Origin of the sequence: Aciduliprofundum sp. MAR08-339 (assembly GCF_000327505.1) — an archaeon.
Taxonomy (GTDB): domain Archaea; phylum Thermoplasmatota; class Thermoplasmata; order Thermoplasmatales; family Aciduliprofundaceae; genus Aciduliprofundum.
Map to the genome: position 1 here is coordinate 484,473 of NC_019942.1, position 19,719 is coordinate 504,191.

The following is a 19,719-nucleotide window of genomic DNA, read 5'->3' on the forward strand; positions in this document are numbered from 1 at the left end:
CATAATCCATTCCCCTATATCTTATTTCCCATATTTTCAAGTGATTCCCATGTGCCCTCATAATAGGTTTTTGGCGATTCAACTACTCTTCGAGCAGCCAGGTTTCCATATTTCACAGCATCCAGAATATCGTGTCCCCTGTAAAGGGCTGCATAAAATCCAGCCCGGAAGGTATCTCCTGCACCAGTGGTATCAACAACCCTTGCAGGCGATGTGGACACATGGATCCATCCATTCTGTGGTGTGTAAAAACTTGCACCACTGGAACCTTCAGTCCTAACGATAATTTTCTCTTCCAAAACCGATGGGGCATATTCTCTCGCCCTCCGATACTCCTGAACGTTGCAGAAAAACATGTCGGAGAGATCTATCATCTTTTCAAAGAGTTCTTTTGTGTAAACATAATGTATTTCCTGAGAAGGGTCAAATACTATTTTCTTGCCAAGGTTTCTGGCCTCTCTTGCAATTTTTAGATAGAACTTTGGATTGCCCGTGGAAAAGTGCAGGTATTCATATTTTTCAACGGGTAAATCAATATCCATTTTGTGCAGTTCCTTCCACAGTCCCTGATATACGTAAGCCATCTGCTCCTGGCCGTTGGTTATTATCCAGCAGGTTGGAGTGCGCTCATCTCTGACAAGATGGCCCTCAATATCCTCCTCAAAATTATGACCCACAACTGAGAATATCTCTGAGGGGACATTTAAAGCTCGGAGTCCCCTGTATGCATTATAGGCAGTACCTCCCATCCTTGAAAAATAAGAATAAACCTCCCTGCTCTCACCTGCATTTCCAAAATCCCTAACCCTCAGGAATATGTCAATATTCACGTGGCCAAAGTAAAGAAGGAAGGGCATAAACGTACTATGCTCTTATTTTATTTAACTCCTTTCAAAATTTCCTTGATTCGCTTCCATTCATCCCGCACCCCTATGTAAAATAAATGTGATCTTGCTTTTGTATCACTTGCACCGAATTTTGGCACGAATGGATACCTTTCACAGAGTATCCTGGATATTTTCTCCTCATAGGATTTCGGTAAAGAATATGCAATGACTTCCTCTACACGCGCATATTGTAGGAAATAATCAATATGCCATTTCAACCTCTTCTCCCTTCTCCTGTGTCTTTCAACTCTCCTCCTCAAATTTCTCTGGGCGGAGCCCACGTAAACATAGTAGCCAGGGGAAAAAAGCACATTGCCCAGTGCCCCTATTTCAATTTCTCCCCTCTTCGGATTATTTATGAGAAGGAGGTAAACCCCACTATCCGGTAATTTTTCCATCTCTGATTTCAAGGATTCTGGTGGCATATTCCTTCAACCGCATATCATGGGTGGCTATTATAACAGTTTTACCCTCTTCGTTTAGTTTCTTGAATAATTTTATGATCTCCATCCCGGTTTCCGTATCCAGTTCGCCTGTAGGCTCGTCTGCAAGAATTATTGGCGGATCGTTGGCCATGGCCACCGCTATTGCTACTCTCTGCTGCTCTCCACCGCTCATTTCATCTGGATAGTGGTTCTTCCGCTCTATCATTCCAACCTCTTTCAGAAGTTTCTCTGCACTCTTTTTCCTCTCAACCCTACCAATTCCCATAAACTGCATTGGGAGCATAACATTCTCAAGGGCAGTCAGTGTTGGCACTAGGTTGAAGAATTGAAATACCATACCTACCTCCCTTCTCCTGTAATCCGTCAACTCTCTATCGTTGAAGAGAGATATGTTTCTACCCTCAACCAATATCTTACCGGCTGTTGGCCTGTCAATACCACCAAGAAGATGTAGAAACGTAGTTTTACCTGAGCCACTTGGGCCTATCAGCAGAGCAAATTCACCCTTACCAATTTTCAGGCTTACATCCCTTATTGCAATAACTTCAATTTCACCTCTTCTGTAAACCTTTATCAAATGTTCCACTTCAATCATCATATTTCACCTCCCAACCCTCTTATAACCTCACTAGGTTTAGTTCTGACAAAAATGTAAGATAGGGCATACTGAGAAAGAATATAGGCTCCAACAAGAACTGCTGTATAGAGGGCAAACCCGTGACCTATAACAAACACGGGTGGTGATGTACCTGAGAGTATGACCAATGAATACATAGCATATGCTAGAATTATGCCTACTGTCACACCTATGATAAGAGATATGACTATTACCGTTAACCCCTCGGTCATAAGCATGGCCGCTATCTGGCCGTTTCTCGCACCGCGAACCTTGTAGAGGGCAATCTCACCGCGTCTGTTCAACAAGGAAGAGTACTGAACTATGAATATTGACGCCACCCCAAGTATTACAAGATAGATGAGCAGGGTGTTTATGAGGGATATTTGCTGATCCTCCATCTCATCCTTTGGTGGCTTAACATTGTAATTGTATCCGCTCTCGTTTAACTCACTTTCCAGAGCAACAAGATTTTTTGCTCTCACAATAACAAGATGAGGCATTCCCTCCGGGTCTTTCAGATCAAAAAGAAACTCGGCCTCACCTATGCCGGGAAAGGAGTACATTATCGCCTCTACGGGATATTCTTTCACTCCACTCTTCGAATCTATTTGTATTGTGTCACCCACCCGTATATTGTTGCTTCTCGCATAGGATGTGGTCACAACAATACCCATGTGATTTACTTTCCCCTCTTTCAAAAATAGATTGCCGTTGTATATTGTTTTTAGATATTTTTCCATATTCACCCCGTAGTGAGGCACTCCATACTCTCCGTATCCCGATATGTTCGTTCTGTAAACGATTACATAGCTGGCCACGTTTTTGGTATTATTCAATATTTTCCAAGGGATATTTAGGTTATCCACAACAATTTCCAGATCCCCTCCAACATCCGCCTCTCTCTCAATCTCTCCAAGCCGGTTTGCACTTTCCATAGCCACTGCAAGGAAGGAGGAAAGGGTAAGAATAAATGCTAGGATGAAGGCCAAATATGCTGCCCTTCTTGGGCTTCTCTCTATGCTTCTCTCTGCCAACTCGCCTGAGGTTTTGAATAATTTTGCAATCCATGAAGCAACAAACTTGTAAATTCTTGTTGTACCCATGGTCAGAAGGCGACTCATCGTCAATGGAAGTACTATAATAACCACGGGAAAGAAGAAAATTATTGTGCTGAGAAGTATGTAAGCTATTATAACAAGAATATTAAATCCACCGCTTATGTTCACACTATTTGAAAGCCAGATGACAAGAGCGAGGTAAATCCAGAAAAGTGCGGAGATTATCAAATCTTTCATACCTCCCGTATACTCTGTTTTCTTGAATGACTGGCTATAGTGAGATATCAAATCTATAATAGGTTCTTTTTTTATCTTCTTCCAAGGAGAGTAAAGGGCCACCAAAAATAAAAGAGTGGCTATTATTATTGATACAATAAGATTCAATATGTTCCAGTCGAGGAAGAAATAGGGTATTTTAAAAAACACGATATTGGAGAGGGAGGCAAGGGCTTCCCCAAGAGCGTAGCCAACCATACCTCCTATTAGAGAATACACCGCAGCCTCAATGAATATGAACTTTCCCAGATCTCTGCCCGTAGAGCCTCTTATTTTCAATATACCAAATTCTCTCCTTCTCTCTAAAAACTCTATCTCTATACCCACCTTGCTTAAATATATACCCATTATGATCACAGGCAGGGAAAAGAATATGGCCTCTAGGAGGTAAGATTCCCCAAAACTTCCGTAGTATGTAGATTGAGATTCTTCTATAGAAATGTTATCATCGTAAAGTATGAAATTAATCTCATTTTCAATGGTCATAATTTTTCTATAGGCTTCATTGTAATCTGCAGAGTTCAGTAGGTATTTAGGATCAAGTGCCACACCCAAGTGTCCATTAATATTCACACCGGATCTATTTAAATATTGCATTTCTTCCCCACTTACAAAAATACCCTTGAGTACAGCATTCCCTCCTTCTTCAAAATTTCCAAGAGGTGCCTTTAAATTTGCAACACCCACTATTGTATAGTTTTCCTCCAATATTCCCCTGGATGTGTAAAACCAAATACTCAGATTTTCACCAATGCTCCAGTTGAACATCTTAAAATAATAGGCTCCAACAATAACCTCTTTAGGATTTTTTGGGGTTGTGCCATTGAGCAGTGTGAGTTTATATCCTTTCGGATAAATCACAGGTATTGATAGCGAGGTATAATTTCCCCCACATCTCCCAAAGGTCATTATGGAAAAAATCGCACTTCTAACATGGGGAAGTTTTTCAATCTGATTGTAGGCATCCATCATATTGCTAAAATTACCACTAACAACTCTTACAATCGCGTACGGATTTTTCTCAAGCTCATCATAAAATTGCATCTTGGCCATATTGTTGCCAAGCGTGTAAGACGTGAAAATTATGGCTATGGCCAGAATTATACCGACTGTTGTGGTTATAAGCCTTCTCTTGGATACGGGAATCATCAATTTATTGCATAACAAATAAATATAAAAAAATTTTGAATTAAGAAGACAAAAATCTCTGTGTGTTTTCATTCATAAGAAGAACAACGCGGCTATCCTCTCGCTCATCCTCGTAACGATAACCTGTGATTTCTGCCATTTTCTTCGCAAATTCCCTTATTTCCTCGTGCCTGGGCATATTCTCTATCGTGAGCCTCTCCCTAGAGTATCCAACGAAAACATAGGCCTTTGGCTCAATGAAATCGGGCTCGGCAAGCAGATCAAGCTTGGCATACTCCTCCTCATACCCTATGTTCCAACCCCTAACAAGGGTGTGTCTTATGACCTTACGGGTGTTGAGGGAGGGCAAAAGTTCCAGAGTTCTTCTGAGCCTTTCCCATCCATTCCTTATGAGAGGTACAAGTAATTTTTTGTATATTTCCTCGTTGGGAGCCGCCACAGTTACGTATAGTTGCGTGGGCAGGGGATCTAGATTCTCAAGAACTTCAGGCATGGTGCCATTGGTAACAAGGAATGTGGTGAAACCCCTCCTGTGGTACTCCTCAATGAGTTCCCCCAATCTGGGATAGAGGGTGGGTTCTCCCGTAAGAGATATGGCAACATGTCTGGGTTCCATGGCCTCCTTCCACTTCTCAAGATCAACCCTTGGATCCCCCTTGTATCCCGTGAGCAGTCTCCTCTGCTGCCTTATGCTCTCCTCCACAATGAACTCAGGATCATCCACCTCTTTCATATAAACCTCACTGAACCCCTGAAATCTCCAGCAGAACAGGCAGTTCTGGGTGCAGTTATTCACCGCCGGACTCATCTGCAGGCATCTGTGCGTTCTTATTCCATAGAAGGTTTGCTTGTAGCACGGCCTGTTGTGAAGCAGAGATTCGCGAAGCCAGTGGCATAACTTCACGGCGCTATGTTTTCCCACTATGGCGTAGCCCTGCTTGCGTAGAATTTTCTCAACCTCTGGATCCATACGGAACCCTAAGGGAGATATTATATAAAAAATACTCCAGGGACATTTTTATATCAGGAAAACCATTGTGCATCATGGATTCCGTGACCGAGATAAAGGAGATATGGAAGGCGCAGAAAGACGTTATTGATTCACGTTTAAAAGAGTTCAAAAAATTGTGGGAAGAGGGTTCAGAGGAGGAAATATTTGCAGAACTTGCCTTTTGCCTTCTAACTCCGCAGTCAAAGGCCACCATTTGCTGGAGAGCCGTTGAAAATCTGCGTGATTCCGGAGTTCTGTGGTTTGGAAACGTGGAAAGCATCACAGATTATCTCAAAGGCGTGCGTTTCAAATACACAAAGGCCCAGAACATCGTCAGGGCAAGGAATTTCTTCACCATAAATGGAAAACTCAAAATAAGGGAAACGCTATCTCAATTCTCAGATCCTCAGGACATGAGAGATTTTTTGGTCAGAAATGTTAGAGGCATGGGATACAAGGAGGCAAGCCATTTTCTAAGAAATGCGGGACTCGGAGAGGACCTCGCTATCCTAGACAGGCACATTTTAAAAAACCTGCTCAGGTTGGGAGTGATAGATGAGATTCCAAAGGGGCTGACAAAAAGAAGATACCTGGAAATAGAGGAGAGGATGAGAGTGTTCTCAAGGACCATAGGCATACCAATGGCCCATCTCGACCTCGTACTCTGGTACAGACAAACTGGAATGGTGTTCAAATGATTAAACCTCTACAGGCAAATTCAACTTCTCCACAAGCTCCTTGTAACGATTTCTTATGGTTACCTCCGTCACGCCGGCAACATCGGCAACTTCCCTCTGCGTTCTCCGTTCCCCCATTAGAATGGCCGCTATGTAAATTGCAGCCGCCGCCACGCCCGTTGGACCGCGGCCAGATATTATATCCCTCTCCCGGGCCATCTTAATAATCTCGTAGGCCTTGGTCTTAACTTCACCACTCAGCTTCAATTTTGAGCAGAAACGATCTATGTAGTCCTCTGGCTTTGTTGGGTATATGTTGAGCTTCAATGTTCTGCTCATTATCCTGTAAACCCTACCTATCTCCCTCTTCTTTATTCTTGTGACTGTAGATATTTCCTCAAGGGTGCGGGGTATTCCCAGCATCCTGCAGGCAGCGTATATGCTGGCCGCCACCACCCCCTCAATGCTGCGCCCCCGGATCATATTCTCCTTCACAGCCTTGCGATAGATCACAGCTGCAGTTTCACGTACGTCCTTAGGCAATCCCAAATTGGATGCCATTCTCTCAAGTTCCTGCAGTGCCTGGCTCAAATTTCTCTCCGCTGAGTTGCTGACACGAATCCTCTTCTGCCATTTACGAAGCCTGTAAAGCTGAGCACGGCTCCTTGTAGGAATGCTCTTGCCATAAGAATCCTTATTTTTCCAAGAAATTTCAGTACTCAGTCCCTTATCGTGAATAGTGTAGGTCATAGGCGCTCCTGTTCTTGATCTGGAATCTCTCTGCTCAGAATCAAAGGCCCTCCACTCTGGCCCCTGGTCAATATAAGCCTCATCAATCACGAGACCACAATCCATGCATACCAGTTCACCACGCTCATAATCCCTAACAAGGTGCGTGGAGCCACATTCCGGGCAGCGAGTTATCTCATCTATCCATTTCTTTTTATCTTTTTCTGCCACCTCTATCACCTCTTATTACCAGTTCCTCAACCTTCCTTCCCCATTTTCTCTCTATCTTCACCTTTATGTATGGTCTATCAACGGGACCAAATATCCTAACCACATGGCCCACATACTTACCTGAAGGTGTGTAAGCCTTGTACCTGCCCCCTCGCAAAGGGGCTCGGGCTATTAAGTAATCGCCCTTAATGCAGACCACATCTCCCTTAATTCTGCTCATTAATAATGAAATGCACATTATCATATTTAAATGTTTCGTAAACATTAAAAATTTTTCTGTGTAAATTTTTTATAGATTTCGATTCAGAACTGCTAAAGCTTAGAAAATTTTAATAATACCTTTGAGAATACTGAATGGGTGAGAGGCTGTGGCTCTACAGTTTGGAAATAAGGAATCAAAGATATATCGTCGTTCCGAAAAATTGTATGAAAAAGGTTTGAAACTCATAAATAAAAGTGACCCTGAGGGAAAGGAGTATCTGCTCAAGGCACTTCAAAATATAAGGGAAAATAAGGGGTTGGTTAAGTTAAAAAATGATGATTTCTCAAAACTTCTTGTGAATATAGGGCTCACATTTCAAAAAGCGGGAGATATAAAAAATGCTGCTGATGCGTTCAAGATTGCCATAAATATGGACAGGGGAAACGTGGATGCCTACACAAACTATGCAATGATACGTGCTCTACAGAAGGATTACAAAAAGGCCATATTTCTCGTGGAAAAAGCCCTTCAAATTGATTTGCAGAACAGGAATGCCTGGGAGACAAAGGCAGAAATCTACCAGTTGAAGGGAGATATAGATGAGGCTCTGGATATTTACAAAAAACTCATAAACCTATACCCGGAGGAATTGAAATACTATGAAAAATACCTTGAATACAGGCCCAAGGACATAGAGATCCTGTTCAAAATGGGCGTGCAATTGTACAAAATTCAGAGTTATGCCGAATGTGTGAGGGTTATGAAGGATGTTGTCAATATAAACGCCGAGTACCAGCAGGCGTGGGTTTACCTTGGGGCCGCATATGCAAAGATGGACAGAATGGTTGATGCAATAAACGCTCTGAAGAAGGCGATAAGCATAGATCCTAATGATAAACGCTCCTGGATAAATCTTGCTATCCTGCACAAGAAGAGGGGTGAGTACGAGGAGGCCCTCAGATGCATAAGGGAGGCCATTAAGATAGACCCAAATGATAAGAAATCATGGTACCTTGAATCTTCCATTCTACACCTTATGGAAAGGAATGCAGAGGCTCTTAAAGCAGTCAACAGGGCTCTTGAGCATGACAAAAGATATTTGGATGCCCTGGCCCTTAAAAGGGAACTGGCAAAAAAATTAAAGAATTATGCCGATCTAGCGGATGCTTGTGTGGGGCTCCTGGATATGGGAAATAACGATCTGGACATTATGTATGATCTTGCATACACGTATTTCAAACTTGATAAACTTGACAGGGCCTTCGATATCACGCAAAATATACTAAAAGAATTTCCAAAACATCTTCCAAGTTTGAAACTTCAGAGGGATATTCTTAAGAGCAAGGAGCAGTGGGATCGGGTGATCTCCGTCTGTGAGGATATTCTTAGAATTGAGCCCAATGATGTTGAATCCCTTGTTGATGAGGCCATTGCTTACAGGAATCTGGGAAAACTTGAGAGTTCCCTGAATTTCATAATAAGAGCAACAGAGATTGAAGGATCAAATATAGAGTTGTGGAAATTGAGGAAGGATATTGCAAAGGAACTCAACAAGCCGCAGGAGATCATAACGGCATCAACCCAGATCATATCCATGGGTGGAGATTTTGAGACCTACAGGGATCTGGCAAGGGCCTACTACACTTCAAGCAGGTACGATGAGGCCAAGAAGATCCTGGAAAAGGGGCTGAAGATGAAGGATGATGATGACGAGGGTTGGAACCTCCTTGGAATGATATACTACAAACTGGGAGATCTTGAGAATGCTAGATACTCATTCAAGAAGGCCACAGCTATCAATCCCAACGAGAAGAAATACTGGAAAAACCTCGCCTGGACCATGGAAAAACTTGACAAATTCGATGAGGCTGTGGAATACTACGAAGAGGCTCTCAAACTTGATCCAAATGATATGAGACTTTGGTATGAGCGTGGGCTTTGTCTGAAGAAAATAAAGAGGTATGAGGATGCATTGGAGAGTTTTGATTCCGCTCTGAAGATCAACGAGAATTTCACAAAGGCCATGTTTGAGAAGGGCGATGTTCTCCTACTTATGAAGAGATACGATGAGGCCATTAAGATTTTCAACACCCTTGTTAAGATAGAGCCCACAAACTCGAAATACATATATAAAAGGGCCTATGCAAGATTCAGAAAAAAGGAGTATGAGGCAGCATTAAAGGATGTGAATCTTGCTCTCGACTATGAGAGAAGGGAAAGATACATGGAATTGAAGAAAGATATTTGCAAAGCACAGAGGAACTTTGATTGCGTAATTGAAACGACGAAGGAAATTATAACCATGAACAAGAAGAACCTTGCCGCCTGGAGAGACCTTGCCTACGCGTACGATCATGTGGGAAAAATAGACAGTGCAATCGCCACCTATAGGGAGGCTCTGGAAATATACCCTGATAATGAGGTTCTCCTCTACGAGTTGAAGGATCTGCTTATGAAGCATGAAAGATATGCCGATGCCGTTGAAATATGTAAAAACATACTAAGCATATCACCTGAAGATTATAAAAACCTAATGGACCTGGGCAAAGCACTTATAAATCTCAAAAAGTATGATGAGGCAAAGGAATACCTTCTTCGTTCTGCAAAATTAAACAAGAACTCCGCAGTTTTGGAGTTTCTCGGCGATGCAAATTATAATTTGAAAAAATACGATGAGGCCATAGAAAATTACATTGAGGCCATAAATCTCGAGGAGAGGCCGGAATTGTATCATAAACTGGCAAAGGCGTACTATAGAAATGGAGACATTGATGAGGCTATAAACTCCATTCAGAAGGCGATCCAACTGGGTAAGGAGGCAAGGTTTTACCTTCTGGCCTCACGCATTTATGTTGGAATGAATAAAATGGATATGGCCTATGAGCATGCCAAGAAGGCCCTTGAAATGGAGGATAGTGAAGATGCCAGAATTAACCTTGCAAACATTCTGCTGGAGATGGAAAATTACGATGAGATAATCAAACTTTTAAAACCGCTGGCCAAGGAAAACAATATAAATGCCCTGAGGGTTTTGGGAAGGGCCCTGGAGGCAGATGGTCGATTTGAGGAGGCTCTTAAGATCTATCAAAGGGTTGTTAATATTGACAAAAGGGATAAAAACTCCTGGCTCGGTATAGCAAGATGCTCCCTTGCCCTAAAGGATTATGAAAATGCAATAAAGGCCTACGAGCGCGCCCATCTACTCGATCCAAAGGATCCTGAAACCTATAAGTCCCTGGCATTCGCGTACCAGAGTGCCGGTGATTACAAAAAGGCCCTTGAGTATCTTGATAAGGGCATCGAACTTGCACCCGAGGATGCCCACATATGGACCTCAAGGGGATTTGTTCTCATAAAAATGGACGATCTTGAGGGAGCTTTAAAATCCTTTGAAAAGGCACTCGAAATAAACCCAGAGATGAGTTCAGCACAGGAGGGTAAACTGGAATGCGAAAGAATCATTGAGAACAGAGAACTTGAAAAATACGCTAAAAAAATTCTTCTCCACGAATATAGAACGGGGAGGAGGGTCACAAAGAAGGAGGCTTTCAAGGATCTAAACGTTCCCCTTGCCATGGTATCCAAGGTGTTCAACTACATAAAGCTGGAGGAACCGTTAAACATTGATAAACTCACAGAAAAGGAGATGAAAGACCTAGAGAGAAAGACATATACACTGGCAAAAAAATTGAAAAGAATAAAGGATCTCACACTTGCCGAAATCGTGGCAAATACCAACCTGGATGTGAAGTCCTCAAAGAGGTTGCTGAGTTACATTGAACAATGCTTCAAGAAGGATCTGAATCGCAAACCCACGAAGGAAGATGAGATTCTACTGCGGAAGGTTTTAGATTTGGATCTTAAAAACAAATCTGTATTGAACTTAATGATAAACCTTGAAATCGGGCTGTGCCATGCCAAATTCTTACGTAATTTACTGTTAGAACTTGAGGAGGATACGGAAACTCCAGTGGATGAGCATCCGGAAATGGATGAGAAAGAACCTGCGGAAAGAGAAGATAAAACAGGGGATAGCGAGGAGGAGTTTCTATGACCTATTATTACTTGAAGCCAAAATTCAAAATCTATCCGGATGAGCTTAAGGATATACTCCTTGCGCTGGGTGTCTTGACTCTATCCTTCTGGATTTTGATGTCTAGGCGTATCTTTTTTAATGGAAACTATGGTGTGTTGTTTTTAACCTTAATAACCGCTTTCCTTTCCGTGCTCATTGCATTCTTTCTCCACGAGATGGCGCACAAATATGTTGCCATAAAATACGGGTATCCTGCAGCGTTCAAAGCCTGGAAAATGGGCCTTCTCATAGCCTTTTTCAGCAGTTTCATTGGATTTCTGTTCGCTGCTCCAGGAGCAGTTTACATATACGGATTTCCATCTGTAAAGGAGAATGGAAAAATTTCCGCTGCAGGTCCAACAACAAATCTAATTGCAGGTTTCTCCCTACTTGCTGGGGCTTTATTAATTCAAAATTCCCTCATAGTGCAGATCCTACTTCAAATAGCGTACCTGAATTTCTTCCTCGCATTCTTCAATCTTCTACCCATAGGACCCATGGATGGGCTAAAAATATTGAGATGGAATCTCCCTATCTATGCTTTTCTCTTCGTGCTTTCCATTGCAGGAATTGGATTCTTTTATCTTCCATTCTTCATCCACTGAGGGAGACCCCATGATTTCCTCTGGAGATTATTTTACCAATTTTGGTTTTCTTATTTCAGCAGGCACCATTCTTCCGCGTATGTTCACCTGTACCTCTGTACCAACCTTTATGTAGGGTCTCTTCACATAGCCAAGACCGATACCAACATTCAGGATCGGTGACATTGTTCCACTTGTGAGGTATCCTATCTTCTCACCATCCTTGTAGATCTCGTATCCATGCCTGGGGATTCCCCTTCCCCTTAGCAATATACCCCGGAATAGATCGTATTTCTTCTCCGCCTTCATCTTGGCCAGTCTCTCCTTACCTATGAACTCGTGATCCCAATCTATGATCCAAGAGATGCCTGCTTCTAAGGGAGTTCTGGGCTCATGAAGTGGATGGAAATCCTGACCGCTCAGCAGGAAACCTTTCTCCATACGAAGTGTGTCCCTTGCCCCAAGCCCGCAGGGCTTAATACCATACCCCTCGCCTGCACCAAGTATCTTGTACCATACTTCCTCAGCATTCTCGTTTGGTAAAACAATTTCGAAACCATCTTCGCCCGTATAGCCTGTTCTTGAGATGAAAACCCTTTTTCCCGCTAACTCGTTCTCTTTAATATCCACACCTTTCAAATCTATGTAGGCCGCCTCAAAAAATCCTATGCTGCCAAGGTCATAATCTGTTAATTTCTGTAGAGTATTCTGGGCGTTTCTACCTTGGACGGCAATACATGAAAGTTTCTGGGTTAGATTTTTTATCTCGACATCATATCCTCCAGCCATGGAGTATATGAAATGATATATCTGCTCTGCTGTGGCTGCATTTGGCACGAGAAGGTAACTATCATCGCCGAGTTTTGTAACTATGGTATCATCTATCAGCACACCCCTATGATTCATAAAGGCCGTGTACGAAGCTTTCATAACTTTAACCTTTGAGAAATCTGTTGGAAGTACGTAACTTAGAAACTCTGTGGCATCTGGACCTTCAACAAGTATATCTCCCATATGTGATACGTCAAACATCCCAACACTTTCTCGCACGGCTTTATGCTCATCTATAATGCTTGTGTACCACAGGGGCATGTGATATCCCCCAAACTCGGTCATTTTCGCGCCCATCTTTACATGCACATCATGCAATGCTGTGTATTTCATCATGATCACCAGGGGGATAAAGGTATGAAAAGAGTTAAAACTTACCCTCCAGTGGAAATAATGGGGGGACTCAGAGTTCAAAGAACAGTTTGTAAATACGATAATCATCCGTGAGTTCAGGATGGAAAATCAAAGAAATGAAGCGATTCTGCCTGGCCATTGCTATTTTATCCCCTATCTTTGCGAGTATCTCACAATCTCCCCAGCAACGCTCGATGATCGGGGCACGAATGAACACCGCATGATAGGAGCCCAGACCCTCAATTTCCAGATCAGTTTCAAAACTCTCCCTCTGCCTACCGAAGAAATTTCTTCTAACTGCAATATCCATAAGGGCAAGGGTTTTAACACGGGAATCATCAATAACCTCCCTGGCCATAAGAATGGATCCGGCGCAGGTACCTATAACTGCCAGGTTCTCTTTTTCCGTCTTCTTCTTTATCTCGTCGTATATACCACTTTGGATCATAAGCCTTGAAATGGTGGTGCTTTCCCCTCCAGGTATGATGAGATAATCCAACCCCGATATCTGCTCCCTTTTTCTCACATATTCCACACTACCCCTCATATTCAGATAATCAAGTGCTCTCCTAACACTCTCAACATGCTCGCTGAAATCTCCCTGAATTGCAAGCACACCTACGCGCATAGTGAAGCATGGGAATGGTGTATAAAAAATTTGCAATGGGCACTCTGAAATTCAGAATATCTGCACCCATTATATTTGGCGAGGTATATGGGTAACTGGTGATCGGTATGGAAGAAATGGTTGAAGCCCTTGAAAGGATAGAGAAGAAATTGATAGCGAGTTCCGATGTTTACGGAGCGTTGAATTACGCATCCTGGACAATAATCCTCGGAGTATATCTTGCTTTGTGTACCATAATATATTCCTGTTGCCAAACAACAGGGCATTTTTGGTACATTACAGGCGTATTCTGGGCGCTGGCGTTTGTGTTCATATTTTACATAAACGCACTTGTGTGGAAGAAGGTGAGACATCTGAGGGAGTATCATAGAAAAGGGATATGGAGCATTATGATCCTGGGATGGATTATTGGTGGAATAATATGGACCATTTTACCTGTTCTCTGGAATCCTCAGTCCTCCATACTCGGATTTCTGATATTCATAATTTGTGGAAATATGGGCATATCAATAGCAATAAGGGATTATCGTCCATTAATGCCCGTGATCACATCCGCTCTGGCCACACTCATGGTAATATGGGGAAACACGGGTCAGGGATACATGGGCTGGTCTCTCGGAACTGAATTCGTTCTGGTTGGATATGCTCTCTCCACCTTGCTTTATCTCTGGAGCGCTTTCACTCTTGTGGGTGAATAGTGATGCTGAGGGATGTTGCAAGGAAATCGGTGGTGGGAAACCCCATAAGATTATCAATCCTCATTTATCTTTTGCCCCGCAGGAGAGCACTTTTTAAAGAACTCCTGAACGCTATTGAGATAACTCCCGGGAATCTGGACTCACATCTCAAAACACTTGAGAAGAACGGATTGGTCAGAATCGGGAAGGTTCTTTTGGACAGACCCAGAACGGCAGTGTGGATAACAGATAGGGGTGTGAAAGAAACGAGGGAATATATAAAATTGCTTAGAGAGCATATGGAGGGAAATGTTAAATATTAAAAAGCCGTTAAATACCTGTGGGAAGCGAAGAGGACAAGATGGTCCGCGTGCCCAAGGACATGTATATGGCCATTCATGAGATAATAAAGAAGTATCCTCACTATGGATGGAAGGGGCCATCCGAATTTGTGAGGGATGCCATAAGGAGGTACGTGAAGGAAATAAGAGAACGTGAAATTATAATGAGAAAGGCCATGGGCACAATGCCCACAAGGATTGAGTCCATTCTTTCCAATTTTATGGATGAGGATGATGCGAGGCAACTTGCAAATGAAATAGAAAAACTTGAAACGCAGGATCCTGAGGAGTATGTGGAAAAGGTTGTTGATATTCTAAAATCGCGTCTGGGCTATACATTGGCAGAACTTCTTGCTCAAACTCTGCTGGAGGGAGGGGAGAATGAGGATTAGCACTGGTATTGAAGATCTCGATAATCTCATGGGTGGGGGCTTTATTGAAGGAAGTTTCAATTTAGTTGTAGGCTCTCAGGGTGCAGGAAAAACGCTCTTTGCTGTGAACTACCTCCTGCATCATGCATTGGAGGGGGATGTGCTCTACGTATCCTTGGAAGAATCTTGGAAGAATATTGTTAGTAACATGCCAAGGGGTATGAGACATAGGTACGCAAACGTGAGGGAAAATGTGCACTATCTCGATTTTAGTGCCGTAAGACCCGTGCTTGGTAAAAAGGCACTTGATGTGAAACTTCTTGGGGAGGTCATAACCACAAGTATGAACGTTCATAATGCAAAAATTGTGGCTTTAGACGGGATATCGCCCCTGCTTCCATACTACAGAGGTGTGCAGGAACTCCGTGCTGCCATTTTTGAGTTATCCCAGAGAATAAGAAGGATCGGGGGCACCATGCTTTTTACCGCAGAGAGGAACATGGCCAATACAGGCAGTGTGGAGGAGTATGTGGCAGATAGTGTTATCCTGCTTCGTTACGACGGAACAAAAAGAAGAATTCAGATAATGAAGGTTCGCGGTAGCGATTTTGTGCGTGGGCTTCACGGATTTGAAATCACGGAGAGGGGGCTGAAGGTGTATCCGAATTTTTTGCCCAAGGAGCGGCAAACAAAGTTTCGGAAGGTAACCTTTGGAATAAAGGGTATGGAGAGAATTCTTGGAGAGATTTATTCAGGAAGTGTAATTCTCGTAACAGGTCCTCCAGGAACTGGAAAAACGCTTATGGCGTATCAGTTTCTAAACGAATCGGCCAGGGAGAATGGGAAATGCGTGTTTGTATCTTTTAAGGACACTGAAAGCATGATTTTGAAACATGCGAGGGAATTCGGATTTGAACTCTCGGAGTGCAGCATTTTGGAGAAGAACCCTGTAAACGTGGATGCCTATGAGTTCATGTGGGAAATTTACCAGCATTCAAAATCAGCAACGAGGGTTGTGATAGATGGGATAAACAATGTTGGAGAGAGCGCGGAATCTCAAAAAATAGAGCATGAGATTGTGAAAAACTTCAAGTCTAGGGGAGTAACCACACTTGTGACCTATACAACCCCTCGCATCATATCCTCCTACAATCTCGGAACCTCAAAGATTTTGTACCTTTCAGATATAATAATTGATCTGCGCTATGCAGAGATAGGCTCTGAGCTGAGAAAATTCATGGTCGTGGTTAAGAGCATGGGAATGAATTACGAGAAGGGCATAATTGAGTACGATATCGGACCGAAGGGCATAAAGATTCTGGGGAAGGCAGAGTTGATGGAGGGCGTGATAAGCGGAATTCCGAGACATTTGGAGATGAAGAAGCGCGTTGAGAAGTTTTTCAAGTAGGTCTATACGCTAATTTTTAATATTTATCCGCAATCCTATGCCCATGCTCAGAACACACACACTAAAAGAAGCATCCCAACTTGATGGTGTTGAGGTCAAGGTCTGCGGTTGGATTCACGATATACGCGTGCTTGGACGTATAGCATTTATAATCCTCCGTGATAGAAGTGGTTTTGCTCAGCTCACACTGATCCGTGGGATTCTTGGAAAGGAAAAATTTAAGGAGTACACCAAACTCACAAGGGAAACTGTTATATGCGCCCGTGGAAAGGTGCAGCGCACCGACCAGGCAAAACTGGGTTTTGAAATCTTGCCAGAGGAGATCGAAGTTTTGAGTGTTGCGGAAACGCCACTCCCTCTTGGTGTTGCTGATAAGGTGTCTGCAGATATGGAAACCAGAATAGAGAACAGATTTCTGGATCTGCGTAAGCCAGAGGTTCTCTCCGTATTCAAGGTTAGAAGTGCAATTCTTCAGGGGATACGTGATACCCTCATATCCAAGAATTTTCTGGAAGTGCATACTCCAAAAATTGTTGCCACGGCCACAGAGGGGGGCACCGAACTCTTTCCTGTGCGATATTTTGAGAAGGAAGCATATCTAAATCAGAGTCCCCAACTTTACAAACAGATTCTGATGGCTGCAGGATTTGACCGCGTTTTTGAAATTGCTCCGGCTTTCAGGGCCGAGGAGCACAACACAACAAGACATCTTAACGAGTTCATATCCATAGATGTGGAGATAAGCTTCGCAGACGATGAAGATGCAATGAGAGTTCTGGAGGAAAGCATTGCAAATGGTATAAAGTACGCTGTTGAGAATGAGAGAGAGGCTCTGGAACTTCTTGGTATGAAATGGAAAGAGCCAGAGTTACCGTTCAAAAGGATAACATACGATGAGGCTCTAAGCATAATCAACAAAAATATGGATATGGAATGGGGTGAGGACTTCTCTACGGAGGCTCTTAAGGTTCTTGGAGAGGAAATAAAGGATTTTTACTTCATAACCCAATGGCCCCTTGAGATTAAACCCTTCTATGTGATGCCCTACGATGAAAAATATTCGCTTGCCTTTGATTTAATGTACCGTGAGAAGGAGTTAAGTTCGGGGGCGCAGAGAAATCATAGATACGAGTCTCTCGTGGAAATTATGAAGGGCAAGGGTTTGAACCCAGAAAACTTTGAGTTCTATCTTCGGGCATTTCGCTATGGCATGCCTCCCCACGCTGGTTGGGGGCTTGGATTGGAGCGCTTGGTGATGATAATAACGGGAGTGAAAAACATAAGGGAATGCGTGATATTTCCCAGAGATCGTACCAGGCTCGTGCCATAATTTTTCCATTTTTTTCGTCTTTTATATCTTTAACAACCAAGAAATTTTTCATCATATCTTATAAGAAGGCATAAATCTAAGCGAGAGGAGTATACGGGCAAAACACAGGAACTGGAAGAAGTTGGTTGGGCTCCTGGATAAGGAAGTAGAAAAAAATAAATAGAATGGAGGTGATATGATGCAGAAGAGAATAATAAAAATAGAAAATCCAAAATTGAAAGCAGTAATGGGCATAATATCTGCCATAGCGGTTGCATTAATAGTAGAATCGGTAGGATTTGGGCAATATATTGCCACCTACCTTACTGCTCCAGAACCTGCAAGAGAGATATGGAAAATGACTGGTATCATAGTTGGAATAATAGTTGCGTCTTGGACAGGATTGTTAGCAATTAAAGAGAATAAGGAAAATGGTGATGAAAAATGAATTGGGGATGGGCAATAGTTTCGTTGGTGGCTGTAGGATTTACGATACTTATGATTTTGCTTCCATAGTGGTACCTCTATGAGAGCGATCATCTACGCCAGGGTGAGCACGGAGGAGCAGCAGAGGAAGGGATACAGCATAGATGCGCAGATAGAGGCATGCAGAGCGTATGCGAAGGCAAAGGGCTGGGATGTGGTTTTGGAATTCAAAGAGGCAAAGAGCGGTAAGAGTGCAGAGAACAGGGAGCAGCTCCAGCGTGCTTTAACTTTTTTAGAGGGGGGTGAGGCGGATATGTTGCCTGTCTGGACTTTCAATCCCAACATGGTCTGATTCTAACATCCTCAATTCGTTATGAGATAGATTTTACAGATACCACCTTTCAATCCCAACATGGTCTGATTCTAACTTCCTTATCTATTATATCCTCAACTTTAGACAATAAATCTTTCAATCCCAACATGGTCCGATTCTAACACTGCTGATGGCGTATTTGGTTTCGCTGGTGTGAGGCTTTCAATCCCAACATGGTCTGATTCTAACAAGAGAGATTGCAAAAACAAAATAGATCACTAGCTGCCTTTCAATCCCAACATGGTCTGATTCTAACACATGAGAAAACACCCACTTTTTTTATAGGAAATCACTTTCAATCCCAACATGGTCTGATTCTAACGGCGAAAAGCTGTATAGACACTACATACAAGACGGCGAGACTTTCAATCCCAACATGGTCTGATTCTAACATGTGAAACTTTTTATAGCGACAATGCCAGGTATGAACCTTTCAATCCCAACATGGTCTGATTCTAACTTTGATGAGGTCCGGGAGAAGGATAAAAGGTTCGGATCCCTTTCAATCCCAACATGGTCTGATTCTAACGTTGAGCCTCGCAACCTTGTCCGCCTCCTGGAGCTTCTCTTTCAATCCCAACATGGTCTGATTCTAACAACATATCCGAAGTTAGGAGGACCCCCCATGCATTGCACTTTCAATCCCAACATGGTCTGATTCTAACAATGAGCAAACCGCGGAGGTCAAGTGTGTCGGATTATGCTTTCAATCCCAACATGGTCTGATTCTAACTCGATCCAACCAAGCCATTCCGCCTGGAGATATATCTCCTTTCAATCCCAACATGGTCTGATTCTAACCAAGGAATATAATGTATGGGTTATATTTTAAATTTCCTCTGTAGAATTGGATTATATTGTCTCATATATTAAAACGCTCAGATTGGATTTTGTGACAGATTCCCGGTAAGGGGGTTCATTTATAAAGATCCGTTGCAAAAGGGAAGCGCCCCGGCCGGGATTTGAACCCGGGTCGCGGGCTGTCTGCAAAGCCACCATTTAGGGGTAAAGCACCTTTCTAAGGGGCTTTTCGACAGGCCCGCATGATAGGCCGCTACACTACCGGGGCAGTAAGGG

General features: G+C 42.9%; 18 protein-coding genes, 1 tRNA gene, 1 pseudogene and 1 CRISPR repeat array. Of the genes and pseudogenes, 10 read left to right on the forward strand and 10 right to left on the reverse strand.

Annotated elements, in window-relative coordinates; translation table 11 throughout:
- Positions 1-14 precede the first annotated feature (14 nt).
- From ACIM339_RS02710 to twy1, 5 genes are read right to left on the reverse strand one after another with little or no spacing between them, the layout of a single operon-like run.
- Positions 15-857, reverse strand: a complete 843-nt coding sequence (locus ACIM339_RS02710; RefSeq protein WP_015283073.1) for a PfkB family carbohydrate kinase — start codon at positions 855-857, stop codon at positions 15-17.
- 20 nt (positions 858-877) lie between these two features.
- On the reverse strand, positions 878-1,285 hold the full coding sequence (locus ACIM339_RS02715; RefSeq protein ID WP_015283074.1) for a DUF123 domain-containing protein: 408 nt from the start codon (positions 1,283-1,285) through the stop codon (positions 878-880).
- Entirely contained in the window at positions 1,266-1,928 is a 663-nt protein-coding gene (locus tag ACIM339_RS02720; RefSeq protein ID WP_048103989.1) for an ABC transporter ATP-binding protein, read from the reverse strand. The genes ACIM339_RS02715 and ACIM339_RS02720 overlap by 20 nt, the downstream gene beginning before the upstream one ends.
- On the reverse strand, positions 1,928-4,435 hold the full coding sequence (locus ACIM339_RS02725) for an ABC transporter permease (protein ID WP_015283076.1): 2,508 nt from the start codon (positions 4,433-4,435) through the stop codon (positions 1,928-1,930). Before ACIM339_RS02725 ends, ACIM339_RS02720 begins: the two co-directional genes overlap by 1 nt.
- A gap of 40 nt (positions 4,436-4,475) precedes the next feature.
- Positions 4,476-5,405, reverse strand: coding sequence for a 4-demethylwyosine synthase TYW1 (twy1, locus tag ACIM339_RS02730; RefSeq protein ID WP_015283077.1), 930 nt, complete (start codon positions 5,403-5,405; stop codon positions 4,476-4,478).
- Between the two features lie 74 nt (positions 5,406-5,479).
- Between twy1 and ACIM339_RS02735 the strand changes: the two genes are divergently transcribed.
- Entirely contained in the window at positions 5,480-6,124 is a 645-nt protein-coding gene (locus tag ACIM339_RS02735; RefSeq protein WP_015283078.1) for an N-glycosylase/DNA lyase, read from the forward strand.
- Here the strand turns inward: ACIM339_RS02735 and ACIM339_RS02740 are convergent, their stop codons facing one another.
- The gene (locus ACIM339_RS02740; RefSeq protein WP_015283079.1) at positions 6,125-7,063 is read right to left on the reverse strand and encodes a transcription initiation factor IIB; all 939 of its coding nucleotides are present in this window, start codon (positions 7,061-7,063) and stop codon (positions 6,125-6,127) included.
- On the reverse strand, positions 7,047-7,283 hold the full coding sequence (locus ACIM339_RS02745) for a hypothetical protein (protein WP_337954344.1): 237 nt from the start codon (positions 7,281-7,283) through the stop codon (positions 7,047-7,049). The genes ACIM339_RS02740 and ACIM339_RS02745 overlap by 17 nt, the downstream gene beginning before the upstream one ends.
- Before the next feature lie 148 nt (positions 7,284-7,431).
- Here ACIM339_RS02745 and ACIM339_RS02750 point away from each other — a divergent pair, with 148 nt between their 5' ends.
- Positions 7,432-11,319, forward strand: coding sequence for a tetratricopeptide repeat protein (locus tag ACIM339_RS02750; RefSeq protein ID WP_015283081.1), 3,888 nt, complete (start codon positions 7,432-7,434; stop codon positions 11,317-11,319).
- Positions 11,316-11,945, forward strand: coding sequence for a Zn-dependent protease (locus ACIM339_RS02755; RefSeq protein ID WP_015283082.1), 630 nt, complete (start codon positions 11,316-11,318; stop codon positions 11,943-11,945). The genes ACIM339_RS02750 and ACIM339_RS02755 overlap by 4 nt, the downstream gene beginning before the upstream one ends.
- 27 nt (positions 11,946-11,972) lie before the next feature.
- Here the strand turns inward: ACIM339_RS02755 and gcvT are convergent, their stop codons facing one another.
- The gene (gcvT, locus tag ACIM339_RS02760; protein WP_015283083.1) at positions 11,973-13,091 is read right to left on the reverse strand and encodes a glycine cleavage system aminomethyltransferase GcvT; all 1,119 of its coding nucleotides are present in this window, start codon (positions 13,089-13,091) and stop codon (positions 11,973-11,975) included.
- A gap of 67 nt (positions 13,092-13,158) precedes the next feature.
- Complete coding sequence (pdxT, locus tag ACIM339_RS02765; protein ID WP_015283084.1) at positions 13,159-13,737, reverse strand: pyridoxal 5'-phosphate synthase glutaminase subunit PdxT; 579 nt, start codon at positions 13,735-13,737, stop codon at positions 13,159-13,161.
- A 107-nt stretch (positions 13,738-13,844) separates the two neighbouring features.
- Here pdxT and ACIM339_RS02770 point away from each other — a divergent pair, with 107 nt between their 5' ends.
- The 7 genes and pseudogenes from ACIM339_RS02770 to ACIM339_RS02800 all read left to right on the forward strand — a co-directional run.
- Positions 13,845-14,435: a hypothetical protein gene (locus tag ACIM339_RS02770; protein ID WP_048103735.1), complete on the forward strand. Its 591-nt coding sequence runs from the start codon at positions 13,845-13,847 to the stop codon at positions 14,433-14,435.
- Positions 14,436-14,437: 2 nt separating this feature from the next.
- Entirely contained in the window at positions 14,438-14,737 is a 300-nt protein-coding gene (locus tag ACIM339_RS02775; RefSeq protein ID WP_015283086.1) for a transcriptional regulator, read from the forward strand.
- A 17-nt stretch (positions 14,738-14,754) separates the two neighbouring features.
- On the forward strand, positions 14,755-15,147 hold the full coding sequence (locus ACIM339_RS02780) for a hypothetical protein (RefSeq protein ID WP_015283087.1): 393 nt from the start codon (positions 14,755-14,757) through the stop codon (positions 15,145-15,147).
- Positions 15,137-16,534 carry an ATPase domain-containing protein gene (locus tag ACIM339_RS02785; RefSeq protein WP_015283088.1) on the forward strand — a complete coding sequence of 466 codons (1,398 nt, stop codon included), beginning with the start codon at positions 15,137-15,139 and terminating at the stop codon, positions 16,532-16,534. Before ACIM339_RS02780 ends, ACIM339_RS02785 begins: the two co-directional genes overlap by 11 nt.
- Before the next feature lie 43 nt (positions 16,535-16,577).
- Positions 16,578-17,864, forward strand: a complete 1,287-nt coding sequence (aspS, locus tag ACIM339_RS02790) for an aspartate--tRNA(Asn) ligase (RefSeq protein WP_015283089.1) — start codon at positions 16,578-16,580, stop codon at positions 17,862-17,864.
- Positions 17,865-18,042: 178 nt separating this feature from the next.
- Entirely contained in the window at positions 18,043-18,291 is a 249-nt protein-coding gene (locus ACIM339_RS02795; RefSeq protein ID WP_015283090.1) for a hypothetical protein, read from the forward strand.
- Between the two features lie 78 nt (positions 18,292-18,369).
- Positions 18,370-18,540, forward strand: a pseudogene (locus ACIM339_RS02800) (recombinase family protein); the annotation flags it as partial.
- Between the two features lie 58 nt (positions 18,541-18,598).
- A CRISPR array of direct repeats spans positions 18,599-19,443; the repeat unit is 30 nt; unit sequence CTTTCAATCCCAACATGGTCTGATTCTAAC.
- A gap of 146 nt (positions 19,444-19,589) precedes the next feature.
- Here the strand turns inward: ACIM339_RS02800 and ACIM339_RS02805 are convergent.
- Positions 19,590-19,711, reverse strand: a tRNA-Asp gene (locus ACIM339_RS02805).
- Positions 19,712-19,719: the final 8 nt, after the last annotated feature.